Origin of the sequence: Sanguibacteroides justesenii, from assembly GCF_003204205.1 — a bacterium.
GTDB classification, from domain to species: domain Bacteria; phylum Bacteroidota; class Bacteroidia; order Bacteroidales; family Marinifilaceae; genus Gabonibacter; species Gabonibacter massiliensis.
In genome coordinates, this window is record NZ_QJPL01000004.1 from 117,668 (window position 1) to 133,223 (window position 15,556).

Annotated in this window: 7 protein-coding genes; all 7 read right to left on the reverse strand. The window is 42.0% G+C overall.

What is annotated here, in order from left to right:
* Window positions 1-16: 16 nt before the first annotated feature.
* The 7 genes from DMB45_RS07545 to DMB45_RS07575 all read right to left on the reverse strand — a co-directional run bounded on the left by DMB45_RS07545 (window position 17) and on the right by DMB45_RS07575 (window position 15,393).
* Window positions 17-2,644, reverse strand: coding sequence for a zinc-dependent metalloprotease (locus DMB45_RS07545; protein WP_041505417.1), 2,628 nt, complete (start codon window positions 2,642-2,644; stop codon window positions 17-19).
* Between the two features lie 32 nt (window positions 2,645-2,676).
* The gene (locus DMB45_RS07550) at window positions 2,677-5,322 is read right to left on the reverse strand and encodes a zinc-dependent metalloprotease (RefSeq protein ID WP_052649427.1); all 2,646 of its coding nucleotides are present in this window, start codon (window positions 5,320-5,322) and stop codon (window positions 2,677-2,679) included.
* Between the two features lie 75 nt (window positions 5,323-5,397).
* Entirely contained in the window at window positions 5,398-8,028 is a 2,631-nt protein-coding gene (locus tag DMB45_RS07555) for a zinc-dependent metalloprotease (protein WP_110688624.1), read from the reverse strand.
* A 122-nt stretch (window positions 8,029-8,150) separates the two neighbouring features.
* Window positions 8,151-9,791, reverse strand: coding sequence for a PKD-like family lipoprotein (locus DMB45_RS07560; protein ID WP_041505415.1), 1,641 nt, complete (start codon window positions 9,789-9,791; stop codon window positions 8,151-8,153).
* A 17-nt stretch (window positions 9,792-9,808) separates the two neighbouring features.
* Entirely contained in the window at window positions 9,809-10,501 is a 693-nt protein-coding gene (locus DMB45_RS07565; protein ID WP_160289122.1) for a DUF4843 domain-containing protein, read from the reverse strand.
* 29 nt (window positions 10,502-10,530) lie between these two features.
* Window positions 10,531-12,012 carry a RagB/SusD family nutrient uptake outer membrane protein gene (locus tag DMB45_RS07570; protein ID WP_110688625.1) on the reverse strand — a complete coding sequence of 494 codons (1,482 nt, stop codon included), beginning with the start codon at window positions 12,010-12,012 and terminating at the stop codon, window positions 10,531-10,533.
* A gap of 24 nt (window positions 12,013-12,036) precedes the next feature.
* Entirely contained in the window at window positions 12,037-15,393 is a 3,357-nt protein-coding gene (locus tag DMB45_RS07575) for a SusC/RagA family TonB-linked outer membrane protein (protein ID WP_110688626.1), read from the reverse strand.
* Window positions 15,394-15,556: the final 163 nt, after the last annotated feature.

A 15,556-nucleotide genomic window follows, 5' to 3' on the forward strand; every position in this document is an offset into this window, starting at 1 on the left:
TTTTCTATTTTATATCTCAATCATTGAAAATATTATCCATCTGACGAACCATTAATTTATAGTATTGTTGCATCTCAGGAGTCCCTACGTTTTGTTTACCCTTAAAAGCGGAATACATTTTCCGTAACAAAGAGTAATTATCCGGTTCCATCGGAAAAGTTTTAAAGAGGAAGAAAGGATCTCCAAATCCGGAAACCTCTGCCGGGTGCTGCATATTCCGTTGTTCACCCCATGTTCTTCTGTTCGTGAAACGTCCCATCACATCCTCACCGATCTCCCCGTATTTCTCCCGGCTCAAAGCTCTCACGCTTTCCGGCACCCGTACAAACGGCGTTTTCAGATTCCACTCGAAAGGTTTCATCCCCATGTCTTTTTTCTGCGCACCGGATGCCTCCAGCAATGCCGCTAACAAACCTTTTTGCAGACTCTGTTCACCCTTCGTGAGTTTCTTCCCTTGCAAGGTCGGAGTCATTACAAAATCATACAGATCGTTCAAATACTCTTCTCTACTGAAAGGTTTCTTTTCGTCGGAAAAGGTTTGTGTCATCGCAACCTTATGGATAATCATAAGAAGACCGCGAAGTATGTCTTTTTGAAACTCTTCCGCAACTTCCCGTCCCAAAGGCAATCCCTTCCTATCATCCAACCAGGAAAGATCCCGGGTCTGCTCCAATACAAAACGCAAGGCATTCTTTTGTCTTTCCCGGGATACCACACCGTAAGCCGGGACCTTATCGTTTTCATATCTTTCGTTCAAATAAAGACCACCCAAATTACACATCACATGGTTCAAATAACGGGCAAACTGATAACGTGCTTCATTCAACATATTCTTACGGAACTTATAATCCTTATCCTCATCCTTTACCCATTTATCCATATGTTCCAACACATATTTTAAGTTTTTCACTCCATAAGTGGCGGACTTCACGGGATCATCCCCTAAATCTTCTTCCATGGCACGGGGATCGTAATACTCCCTGAATTGTTGTTTTCCGTAACGATAAACAGGATTGTCAGACCTCTCCGTAATAAACTGATCCAGAACGGGAATCTCTTCTCTGGCAGACCTTATATCCAGCAGGGGCTTATACAACCACTCGATAACATAATAATCATACAATCCCAAACGAGGGGGTGTCATTTTCACGCCACGAGCGGCATCTCCAGGCTGGGCCACATAGTTATTGCGGGCATAATCCATAATGGAATAGGTTGTTCCGTATTTCCGCGTGAACGACGGAGAACGCAAAGAGTCCGTCGGAATAGCCGCCGAAGCAGACATATTATGCATCAAACCCAACGTATGTCCGACCTCGTGAGCCAATACATAACGCAAACAGTCACCGAAATCCTTGTCATCCAACCGGATTTTTCTGACGGAGGGATCTGCGGCGGCAGTCTGTAAAAAACGCCAATCCTGAACCAGCTCCACCAAATTATGATACACGTACACGGAAGCATTTAAAATCTCTCCCGTACGAGGGTCCGTCCAGGAGGGTCCCATGGCATTCGCAACAATGGAAGGAGAGTAACGGATACATGAATATTTCAGGTTATCCGGATCAAAATCAGGATCGTTTGTCGGAAAATCTTCCGCACGCATTACATTCTTAAACCCTATTTTCTCAAAAGCGGCATTCCATTCGCATATACCTTCTTTGATGTATTTTTTCCACTGATCGGGAAAGGCATTATCCACGTAAAAAACAATCGGCTTCTTAGGTTCCACCAACTCGCCCCTCCGGTAAGCTTCCTCATCGGTAGGCTCCAATCTCCAACGGGTGGCATAATACAAAACATCTATCCCTTTTTTCGGATCTCCCATTTCATACATTCCCTGGTAGAATACGCCTATGCGCGGATCTGCATAACGGGGACGTGCGGGTATCTCCGGCAAAAGAATAAAATTACGGGTCATGATCTGCGTGACCGGTTTGTCCGAACAATAACGGAAATACGAAGTTTCAGCAGATAAACGGAATGCCAATTGGGATTGAACCGTTACATTATCCTCGAAAGCTTTTATCTTCAATACCTGAGACTCTTCCCGCATAAAATTCTTATTCAGAGGGCTCCCCCACATCATAGATAAGATCGGAGACCAGGGAGAAAAAGAGGGTAACGTCTCGTTATCGCTCAATAAAAAATCCGTCATATCGACAACAACTGCCGTACTATCCGGAGTATAAGCCTTAATTTCGAAATTTTTAATGACTGCCGGAATATTTCCCCGGTTCATACGATCCTTCAATGTTTCATTCTGAGTCATGTAAGTCGTCTGAATCAAACCCAAGCTGACCAAAGTCGAATCTTTCTGAGTAAAGGTTACCAACAAAGGATCTGAAGGGCGTTCTCCTATACTACCGAACATATTATCCGTGGTTCCCGAAATCGTGGATCCCAATAACATTTCCCGATTCATCAATTTCGTGGGAATTTCAAAATAGATCTTGCCGTCTACCTTATGCAAAGTAAGCAAGCCTTTCACCGTTTCGCAGGCCTTATCTCTGAATAGTTCCTCGTAACGGTTGTCTTTTCTTTCCGTTACTGCCTCTTTCGGATTCTCCTTTTTCTTCCGAGCATGCGCCATACAAGGCAGTAACAAAACAATTACCAATAAATATATTATTCTGCTTCTCATTTGTTCATTTATTTAAACATTTTACCCGTTAACTATTTCTTCTCTAAAGATTTCTTAATCTTATAGAGTAAGTAATCATAATGCTGTTTTGTCTCTCCCGAACTTTTTACGCTCGCCTTTTTCAATAAGTCTTGTACCTGCAAAACCATAGCATAAAATTCATGAGAAGTCGGGTAATCCGAAACACGAATCCACCAAGGCAGCCAATAAGCCCCTACTTCACGGACCGGACTTTCCATTTCGAATCTATTTTTATGAATAGGACTATTTCCTTTCATCCTTATCTCGTTTTTCAAACTGGTATTCCAGGCCAACCGATTTGTTGTAAATAACCTATCGCCTGAAGCTTGCAAGGTTGCAGCCGATTCGCCCAAAGTCGAATTCTTCAATGCCATCGCCAAATAAGAAGTTTGTAATTTCATCTCCTCTTTTGTCAAAGTACGATTCTTTAAAGTCCCTTCCCAAACGAATTGATAAATATCCTTTAAAAGTTCATTCGAGGTATACGCATTCGCAAACTTGGCTTCACATAGTTTCAAACGTCCCATTTTAGAATAGAGAAGACCAAAAACGGTACTATGCATAGCATCTACCATAGAACCGCGCCCCGGTCCCATTTGACGGATCAGATCCAGGTCCTCCAGCCAGGAAAGATCTTTAGAGAAATTTAATAAATAGTGAACCATCTTCCGTTGTTCTTCTTTCGGAAGCATTTCGTATTTCTTCACATCTTCATCCGCATTGGCCTCGATCATCCGGATTCCACCTATAAAATTGGATAATTGAACCAGTTGATTTCCACCTAAATTCGAACACAAACCTTCATAAATACCTGCCCGTTTCGACATATCTCTGTCATCTTCTTTATACCACTCGTAAAAATGAGCCAGCGCCCCTTTCATATTCTGAAGAAAATACTCGAACGCCTTAATCTGGTCGTCTCCCAAATCGGAAAGGAACACGGAAGGATCAAAAGCACCGTAATATTCAAACAAACGATAACGGCAATTCGGATTATTCCTGGACTCTTTGATCCAACGGTCCAAAGTAACCTTTTCGTCTTGAGGGGTCCGGGCTCCTTCTATCGGTTTATACAACCATTTAATAGCATATTCATCGTATTCGCCGATACCTTTATTCGTCATCCTTACCCCCTTCTCGACATCTTCCGGTTGAGCGATATAATTACTCGGAACGATATCCATAACGGAGGGACTCAACCCGTACTTTTGCGTAAACGAAGCCGAACGTAAAGAGTCGACAGGATAGACGGCGGAGGCCGCACAATTGTATATTAAACCGAGATTAAATCCCATGGTAGAAGCCATCTCCAAACGAATCATCTCCCCCAACTGCTCTTCGGTCAGCTTCGCCCGACGCACGGAAGGATCCGCATTCATCGTGGAAAGAACCCGTTCTCCGTACAAACCACCGATAAAATTATCAGGAATACAAATAGACATACTTAAAATTTCTCCCGTACGGGGATCCACCACCCTATGGTTCATTGCCATAAACCAATTGACGGGAACATAACGAATCACAGAATATTCAATATTAAGCGGATCAAAATCCGGATCGTCTTTTGGGAAGTCCCGAACCTCTATCACGTTTTTAAACCCGATTTTTTCAAAAGCACCGTTCCACTCTTCCAATCCCGCTTTGATGTATTTTTTCCATGCTTGAGGCATAATCGTATCCATATAAAATACAATCGGTTTCGTAGGTTCTACCAATTCGCCTCTTTTGTAAGCCTCCGGATCGGAAGGCTGAATCCGCCAACGACTGGTATAATACACCCTTTCCAATCCCTTCATAGGACTGGTAAAATCATTACTCATCACGTAATTCACACCGATACGGGAGTCCGAAAGGCGAGGCATCATGGGTTCTTCCGGCAATAACATCAATATTTTGTTACTAATTACCGAAATCTTCACGTCCTGTGCCAGATAACCACCGAAAAATCCCAAATAATCCACATCGTATCCCTGTTCGCATTTTACCACAATATTGCTGTCATAGGCTTTAATCCCTTTCAAATGCGTACGGTTCTCCTGCAACTTATGTCTCCGCCCGATAAAACCGAACATCGCATTCGGTGCATAGGGAGGAAACGGATTGGTATAAATGGAATGTTTCGTAAACAAAGGGGTCAATTCGATAACCACGGCCGAACTATCCGGAGTCCAGGCCTCAATTTTATACGTACCAAAGACTCCCGGTAAGGAGGATTGCTCCAAGGCTTTCTCTATAGCCGGATCTTTACTGCTATTGGAAGGAGCTACCGGTAAAAAATCCGTTTCAACAGCCATCCGTGCCTGAATAACGGAATCCCGACGGATAAAACGCAGGGTAAAACCTCCTCCGACAAATTCTCCCACGGAACCTTCGCCGTTATCGGTAATCTTGTCTATAGTGGAAGCCAATAACATATCTTTCTCCAACAAGCGAAGAGGAAATTCCACGTACACCTTTTTATCAACCTGGTGTACGGTCATCAATCCTTTCACGGTAGTTACTTTCTTATCTTTAAATAATTTCTGGTATGGAGTCAATTCCTCTACCTGCTCTTTATTTTTCTTCTCTTTTTTCTTTTTACGGTTACTCGCGTCGACTTCCATTGAAAACGCAAAAAGAAGAGCAAAAAGAGATATGACATATATAACTTTTCTCATAATTTCTACTTATTTTATTCACTTTATTTTTCGCATTCATCCGAAAAATCAAACTCTGCTGAATCTATTCGATGATTATCTGCCTAAAGCTTGTTCTACTTTATGAATCAGTAACTCGTAATGTTGCCGGGTCTCTTTTGAACCTGTATTCGCTCTGTCTTTCAATAAACTTAACGTTTGTTGCAAAGTCGACAAATAAAGAGGTTCCATTGAATAGTTCTCTATAGGCAGTTGTACCCAAAAACTGAATCCATTTATTCCCACCTGAGGAGTATCGAACCGATTCTGCAACTCATTTTTTACCATGAAACGATTCCGCAGCAATCCCGAATCATACTCCCCTGTAAATCCATAGGTATCTCTGCTCTTCGCAAGTATAGTTTCCGGAACGATGATCAGATTCTGATCCCGGAATCCTATGCCTCCACCGGATCCTAATTGAGTGCTTGTTGCTCCGGATCCCTTGATCAATTCCGACAACAACGCCATTTGAAGTTTCCGTTCCGCCCCGGTCAAATCTTTACCTGCTTTTGTCGGGGCAAAAACAAATTCATAAATATCATTGAAATACTCTTCAGGAGTATAGGGTTCAATCTCTTTCGTATACTTCGTCCCGAAAGCCACGATTCCAGTACGATTCAAAACGGCAGGCAATACGATATCCTGAATGGTCTGCGTAAAAGTCCCCATAATCGGCATCCCCGCCTGAAAATCCTTATCGTCAATCCATTCCATATCCCTTACTTGTTCGAGCATGAAACGAAGGGCTTGTTTTTGTCTCTCCTTCGCCACGATAGCAAAACTCGGACGCAGGTCTCCGTCATAACGTTCGTTCAAATACACTCCACCGATATTGGCCAATACATGATTCATGTAACGGATATATTGATACAACAACTCGTTGTACATATTTTGCCGGAAACTGAAATCCTTATCGTCGGCAGCCGTCCATTCATTCAAATGTTTTAGGATATACTTCAAATTTTGCACACCATAAGTAGCCGATTTAACCGGATCCTCACCCAAGTCTTCTTCGAAGGAACTCGGATCATAATGCGCTAAAATCTGTTGTTTCCCGTAACGATAAACAGGATCTCCCGATTTTTCAGAAATCCATCTGTCCAGTACAGGAACCTCTTCTTTTGAAGATCGAGCCGAGTATATAGGTGTATACAACCAATGGATCAGGTAATAATCGTAAAGTCCCAATACGGGAGGTGTCATCCGCACGCCGCGGGCGGCATCGCCCGGTTGAGCCACGTAATTGTTACGGGCGTAGTCCATAATAGAATAAGTCGTACCGTATTTTTGCGTGAATGACGGAGAACGCAAAGAGTCCGTCGGAATGGCAGCCGAAGCAGCCATGTTATGCATAAATCCCAAGGTATGCCCCACTTCGTGAGAGATAACATAACGGATGCAATCTCCCAATGTCTCTTCATCCATATCCACCTTTCTGACCGAAGGATCAGCTGCGGCCGTCTGCAAAAAACGCCAATCCTGAACTAACTGGATCAAATTATGGTAAACCGAAATGTTAGCCTGGATGATCTCGCCACTTCTCGGGTCTGTCCAAGAAGGTCCCATAGCATTAGCTATCGGCGAAGGAGAATAACGCACGCAGGAATACTTCAGATTGTCCGGATCGAAATTCGGATCGTCCGTCGGAAAATCTTTGGCTACAATAGCGTTTTTAAAACCGATCTTCTCGAAAGCAGCCTGCCACTCTTCCACTCCTTTTTTCACGTACTTTTTCCAGTTTTCAGGGAAAGCGTTATCCACATAAAAAACAATGGGTTTTATCGGTTCTACCAACTCTCCCCTCTCGTAAGCCTCCCTATCCTTAGGCTCTAATCTCCAACGAGTAGCATAATAATCGATTTGGGTCTGTTCTCCCTCGTCAAAAGCATATTTCCCTCCCACGAAAATACCGATACGAGGATCAGCCGGGCGAGGACGCATCGGAGTCTCCGGTAAAAGCAAAAAACTACGGGTCATAACGACTGAAAAAGGCATCTTGTATAAATAATAAAACCATCTGTCCCGCACACTCATCTCGTAAGTCAACAAAGACTGAACACTAAAATTATCTTCAAAAGATTTAACCTCACCGACACAGGATAGTTGATTTTTATACTGTTTTTCCATCTTCATATCCCGATTCATCATCAAGATCGGACTCCACGGAGTAAAAGGACTGAACTCCCCCTTATCGCTAAGCAGGAATCGCGTCATATCTATGATGACGGCAGAACTGTCAGGAGTATAAGCTTTAACTTCAAAACTCTCCATGGTTGCCGGCATACTTCCTTCGCTCATCAACTTTTTGTACCGCTCGGTATTGGTAGTCTGAATAGAATTAACCTCCCGTAAACTGACGGTGGCCGAATCATCCTTTACAAACACCACATGAAGCGGATCGAAAGGTTTCTCTCCCACACTACCGAATAAATTACTGGTGATCTCCGTGATCGTGGATCCCAGTAACATCTCTCTCCCCAATACCTGTAAAGGAATTTCAAAATAGACCTTATCGTCCATTTTGTGAATAGTAATCACTCCCTTTACCGTCTTGCACTTTTTATCCTTAAATAGCCGTTGGTAAGGAGTCTCTTTTTTAGTCTTTTTGTCTTTTTTACTACCTGCCATACCGATACAGGGCAATAAAAATGCAACGATCAGAAAAAAAATCGTCTTGTTCCTCATACTTTTTTGTTTAATAATTTTAACAGTTAATTCCAGTTCTATTACCAGAAAATCGATTCACATAACATACGCACACCCGATATTGAAATAGGGAAAGAGCGAAAGCTCTCTCCCTTCTATTTTTACCACTGATTACTACTTGTTCTTAATTTTCTTATAAACTGAATATCTCCGAAATCTTGAGGATAAAAATCAATGTAATCCTCTGTAACACCATTGATAAAAGCATCGGCTGCAATACCCATTTCACACAATTTCCCGTTCGACAAACCAATTCCCATGTACACGGCCCGACTCGATAGGTCAGTTATCTCAATACTTTTAATCGTGGCTCCTTTAAAGTCATAAAGCAATCTCGCGTTGGCTACACCACCCTCGTCTCCCGCAAACATATAACCATACAACTTATCATGCTGATCACCTCCCGAAAACAGGAAATATTGTTTCTCTCGAGGAGAAATTGCGAATACATTCTTTCCATCTAACAACTCGCTACTCGGGAAAACTTTTTCTATCAACGGAATTACTTCCCACAATCCGGTTTCCCAATCTCTATGATACTTGAATATCATATAGTAATATTTTCCATCCTTTCCCGGATTGTTATTTTTATACATAACGAAATATCTCAAGTCGTCCCCATCTTTATAACTACCGTAATAAAGCATCTCCACATCACCCATATTATTCATCATGGTAAACTCCTCGGACGGTGCCTGATACACCTGAGAAATCACACCGCCCTCAACAGCTCCGTCATAATATTCGAAACGATCCTGTAACATCAGGAAACGATTGTTTTTCTTATCGAATGTCAAACCAACCAACTCATCATAGCGATAAGAGGCAAACGGGCCGGCATCCATTCCTTTTTCGATAGCTACAGAAAAATCCGGGAATTTTCCGGTGAAATAAGCATCCGGATCATCTTTTCTTCTCAAATACACTTGTCCGTCATCGGTAAGCAGAATAGTTCCTTTCGGTTTATCGTAAGCCCTGGCAAAATTCACACCCTGCGGTAAACTTGCTCCCACAAATTCATCTGCCAAGGATATACTCTTTTGGAAAGTTGCACCGTCAACATAAACCGGTCCGATACCCCCCTCCTGCAAAATCAAAACCTGGCAAGGCGTCATAAAACCTCGCTCCACGAAGAAACACTCGAGATCCTTTATCTCTCCGCCCAATTCCAATCCCATATTTCGTTCCGCAAAAACATTTTCGATGGTATAAGGTACAACAACATACTCACCTGTTACCGGATCACGACGATGTTCGATATTGGCATAGTCGATCACGTAGTCGCCGTTCCGTTTAGTTACAATCATCCATCCGCCCGTCAAATCATCCGACCGAATGTACAACTGCAATCCTGCATTTGCATCATTGGAATATATACCGGACACGAATTCCAAACCGCTCACGCTATCCTGGATAATAAGATAACAGTCTCTCCCAGAAAACCATCCGGCCGTATCGGCAATCCACACCAACTCTCTCTCCCTGCTAACCACTTCACCAAACAAAACCCATTGAAAGCCCAAACGCACATTCTCTTCATCCAATGCAAATGTCAATTCGGGAGAGACTTTTACCGTAGAACCGATCGAGTATCCCCCTTCGGAATCGTAATCCGATTCATTCGTTATAAAACTCGTTATTTGAACTTCATTGATGGCCTTGTAATTATAATTCCCTTTATCTTCATAACAGCTATAAAGAGAAACAAAAAGGAATAAGGCTAATAATATTCTTATTTTCATATCATATCAATTTATAATTAACCCAAAACAGGAACTGTCATCTCTACATTTCCTTCATCCATAACCGGCTTACCCGTCTCATTCTTGATATTAATCAAATAATATTTGAACTTCAATGAATAATACCTCTTGTCACTTGCACTCATGTTCTCCATGCTGCTTATACCTGTCGCCTTGATAAACTCGGCATATTTAGTCTCCGTATATCTGCCCAAATAAGAAGAACTGATACGCTCGTCCCACCAGGTAGGTGTAATGGCCATCGAGGTAAAATTAACGATCAACCTCGTATTCGCGAGAGGACCGACATTAAAATCATCACTTGCAACAATCTTCAAAACCAAACGTACGCGTTTATTGTCCAAATTAGGAGTCTTGTTTAACGTAAGTACGAGGGTATCCTTATCCTTCCCGGCCTCCCAGACTTGATCATTGCTGAAACTATAGTCATTTGCAGCCGCAGTCGTCAAATCCTGATCTACTTCTATCCGATACTTGCAATTACCCGTAATCTCTTTCCCGGCATAACCGATCTCTATCTTTACCTCTCGACTGTTTGCCCCGGGATAAAAGAAAAACGATTCCACAATACTATCGGCGGAAGTATTGGAAAAATAAACGTACCGTTCCGCATCGTATGTATCCAATTTATCTTCACTACAGGAATAAAAAACGGAAAACAGTATTGTTAATATGAATATATATCTCATAATACTATATTTTAATTTATTAATTAACGTCATAATAATACGTTTTCACTATCAGGTATCGGTAAATAGCTCCGCCCTGTCAGATCTATCGAACTGGCACCGTCCCACAAGGAACGATTCAATCGCTTGTACATAAAGAAAGACTGTCCCTCACCCATAAACTCTCTCCGGGCATCGATCAACATAAAGTCCATGAACTCCGTGGCGTTATTGATATCCGGCCAAAGGGTGATATCATTCCGCCGCTCTTTAATTTCTTGAAGCAATTCACAAGCACCTTCAACATCTCCGTGCGATGCCAAATACTCGCCCATGATATAATACAATTCGGCTTTACGAATGACCGGAATAGCTTCCACATCGGTAGTTCCTTGTCTGTTTTTCACGGAAACACGGCCGCCGTCCCGATAATTCATGGTCAGATAGAGATAACGCACGTCACTTCCCAATGCATCTCCGCTGAACAATCCATTCAGGTTTCTATAATAAAGAGGGGACGTGCTCAGGTAAGGTTTAAAATTATCCGCATTTTTCTCATTATAAAATGCCATGATGACATCACCTAATAACTTTTTATTTCCATTTTCACTTGTTCCATCTATATCCCATTCGTAATTAAAGTCAAAGGGTTTCGACCAGCTACTCTCTTTCAGGTTACACACGGCATAGGCTTCGTCATAGGCCTCTTTTTGCAATCCCATATAGGAATAAACCCGGGCTAAAATAGCTCTTGCAGCAGCATAATGCATACGATATCCCGGGCGTTTCTCAAAGTAAGAAACAACCTTCGTCTCGTATTCGTTCCAAAATAACGTAAACCTGGTATCTCTTAAAACCTTAACTATACGCATAACAGACCGATCATCTTCTATTACATAGGATGAATCCCATTGTACCAACAAAGGCTGGGCCTCCTTCAAATCGTTCACGATTCTTTCCAACGTTTGATTCACGGTTAACGGTATATTTATCGTACCGTTAATATCCGTCACATAAGGAATGTATCTTTTACCGTCATCTTTAGCGGGAGCAAACAAACGCAACAAATCGAAATGCACGAACGCCCTCATGGCTAAAGCTTCTCCGTAAATTTTTGCCTTCTCTATCTCTCCGAATTCAAAAGCACTCGCACTCTCTTTGGATACATGGTCGATCAAGTCATTACAATCGGCTATCACGTGATACATTCTACTCCATATCGTACTGGCGAGTCCTTTTACGACATTTCCTTTGTAAAGGAAATTATTGATATCTTTCTGATCATCCGTCAGACACTCTTCCGTATAGTATTGTCCTAAAATATCCATAAACCCCCAGCTCAGGTTTTCGCCATACAAAGAAGTTTCTGACAACCCCATATAGATACCATTCAACTGCATTCGATAACCGCTGCCCGTTGAATACAGATCATCACTACTCACCTGATTGTCAGGTTTTACATCGAACCAATCTTCACATGACATGAAGGTGATGATACCTATAAAAAATAATGTATATTTTATTCTTTTCATATTTTGTAACTTTTAATCCATCGATCAGAAACCAATATTTAAAGTGAAGTTCACCGAATTCGCGTAAGGATAATTCGTTCCCCGCTCTGTCTTCACCGTAGAGAGTCTCCAAATATCTGTCGTTCCCACAGAGAACCGCAACATATTGATACCATATTTCTGCAATTTTTCTCCCGAGAAATCATACTCCAATGTCAAGGAATTCCATTTCAATTCATTATCACGCTGCATAAAACGAGAAGTAGGTTTCGTATCGACTTCACGATCTTTTATATCCTTATACATGGTGATATCACCGGGATTTTGCCAACGCAATTCCATGGCTCGCTTATCCACATTCTTTCTGAAATCGGCATTTTCGACTTTCGATATCAAAGTAGTATTGTAAAAATCTCCTCCGAACTTATAAGTAAAGGCCGTAAACAAAGAGAAGCCTTTATACCGGAAGTTAAGACCGAACGAACCGTCCGCTTTCGGCGTTTTGTCTCCGATAACACTCATCTCCGTGGCTTTCCACTCGTACCCCACAGTTCCGTCTTTGTAAACATAAAGTTCTTTACCCGTCGCCGGATCGATACCCAATGATTTCATTCCGTAAACGGCCGTCGTGGATTGTCCCTCTTCATATTTGGTCAATACACGCGTTACATCGTTCTCCTGATCCGAATAGTATTCGTTTACCTTATCATTATAAGCCTTCAAAGCATCCGAGATCTTCTTAATCTTATTCGTCACATGAGCCAAATTGGCAAATACGGCCAAATAGAGATCTTGACGATTAATGATGTTACTTCTCAATTCTATCTCGAAACCTTTATTCTCGGTTTTACCCACATTACTGGTGTAAGTACTGAAACCGGTTGAAGAAGGTAGCGTAACATTATCCACCAATCCATTGGTAATCTTTATATAGTAAGAAGGATGGATGTAAATAAGATCATTTAAAATTCCCAATTCGAGACCGACATCAAACAATTTTGTTTTTTGCCACTCCAAGTCCGTGTTACCTCTCGTGCTCATCAAAGACGCTCCAGGACCTGTTGCATACCAACGAGAAATATCGATCTCGTGCATCGGAATCGCCGCATATGAAGGGAAGTTCAAGGATCCCTCGGTTCCGTAAGATCCGCGAAGTTTCAACTTAGAAATAACGGAATTTTTCATAAACGGATAATTGTGAATATTGATACCGGCACCGAATGCCCAGAAAGGCGCAAAACGACGATCGGAACCGTATTCGGAAGAACCGTCCATCTTAACAGAGACATCCCCCAGATAGATATCATTATAAGAATAATTAAACATCAAGGTAAAACCGAGCGTTCTTCTCTTTTCATCGCTTGAAGTCGGCTTATCCACCACCTCTTTAGCAAAACTGATAGAGGTAAATTCCCCGGAAGGGAATCCCCTGTAAACAGCTGCATTGTTCTCCCTTTTGGAAGTTGAAACGTCCATTGCGGCGGAAAGATTCATATTATGTTTACCTACCAACTCATTATAAGTAAAAGAAACACGCCCCTGCCATGAAACATCATCGCCGTCGGTACGACTTAATTGCCCTTGCAAAGACATATCGCCCCCCGCCTCTCTTTCGCTGTACAAAGACTCAGGATGGGTGAACTTATCTCCCCTGTCTCTCCTCTGATTTATCTGCAATCTTCCTTCCAATTGAAGTGTAGGATAGATATACCATCTGATACTGAATTGTTCGGTCAACTCGTTGTATTTAGACTTGTCATAGTTTCCTATATTCGCTTCGTACAAAGGATTCGGATTAAAACGATCTGAATGTAAGTCAAAATCCTTCAATGACTTCACATACTTTCCGTCAGCATCTTTATATTCAAGATAGGGTAGTAAGGTTGTATATTCGGAAAAATTTCCATAAGGAGATTCATGACTCTTCACGACACCATACCTGATTAAATTGGAGACCTGTACCTTTTCCGTCAAATAGCGGAAATCAAAAGAGACGTCGAGCCCTTGTCTGTAAGAACCCTTCATTGCCCCCTTCTGATCGTCAAAAGCAAAATTAAGTCCGTATCTCATCTCTTTGGAACCGCCTTCCACCGTCAAACTATGAGTATGGTTGAAATTGTTTCTTAAAGGCTTACTCAACCAATAGGTATCAACGCCGCGGGCTAAAAGTTTCATTTTCTCGTTATACAAAGTTCGAGAAACGGGATCCGTAAAGTCATACAAACCAGCAGCTTTTTCAGCCTCCACTTTTTCTTCGGCGTTCATCAGATTATAACCGTGCAAATTAGGCATTTCCAAAATACCCGTCATATTATAGGTAAATTGAACTTCTCCGGCTTTAGGAGCTACCGTCGTGATAACGACAACACCGTTAGCGGCTTCAGCTCCGTATCGCGCCGTGGCTGCCGCATCTTTCAAAATAGTCATACTTTCGATACGGTTCGGATCCATATCGTATACGCGCTCGATCGATACCTTAAATCCATCCATGATGAAAAGAGGCAGATTCGGGTTATTACGCAATACCGATTTGGATACGCTACTCCGATCCAAATCTTTCACACCGATACTGGCCTGGCCGCGGAGCCGTACTTCGGGCAAGGCATTCGGATCCGAACCCCACAAATTATTGTCTATGATACGGAAAGAGGGATCGAAAACCTGCAAAGCTGCAACGGCATTCGTCTTGGAAACCTTCAAAAGCTCCTCGCGAGTCACACTCACCGCATTTCCCGTAAAAGCGGATCTCCGAATATTACCGTACCCGGTAACAATAACTTCTTCCACCTGTTTTACCTCGAGCTCCATCTTAACTATAACCTCTTTTTGAAAATCCGTAACGGTTACCTCTTTGGTAATCATTCCCACGAAACTTACCAACAGACGAACCGTATCCTTCCTGGGAAGAGATAAACTAAAATTTCCATCTACATCGGAGGTTACCCCCAAATGGGTTCCTTTGACAACAATCGCAGCTCCGGGCAGAGGCAGATCTTTCTCGTCGAAAATCTTTCCACGAATCGTAACCTGTTCCAAAACGGCAGCTTTCGACTGTCTTTTTTGAATAACAATCACGTTTCGAGTAATAACGAAAGTGTATTCCGTATCCTTTAAACACACTTCGAGAATTTCAGAAACCGGGGCATTCTCAAAAGAATGCGTAATCAAAGGAATCTTTTTCATCTCCTCATTATTACACATGTAATCGTAATCGGTGTTTTCTTTAATGTAATCCAACACCTGCATAAATGTTGACTTCTCGAATTCCACGGTTAACTTAGGCTCTGTCGGAGACTGTGCCCGACAAATTGCGAACCCGAACACTTGAAGCAAGATAAAAAGAGATAAGATCCTACTTATCTTTTTCCCCATCATCAATAAGTTTGACTTCTTTTTTTTCATGTAGATTAGTTTTAAATTACTAAAAATGAAACCCGCATTCCATTCGTTTGCCTCCTTTTACGCGGGTTTCACCGCTGTTTGTAGATTGGTTGTAGAATTTGCTGAAAATTGATATTAGACTATTTTTAATGAAATATTATATATATTTATTTTGTGATATAAA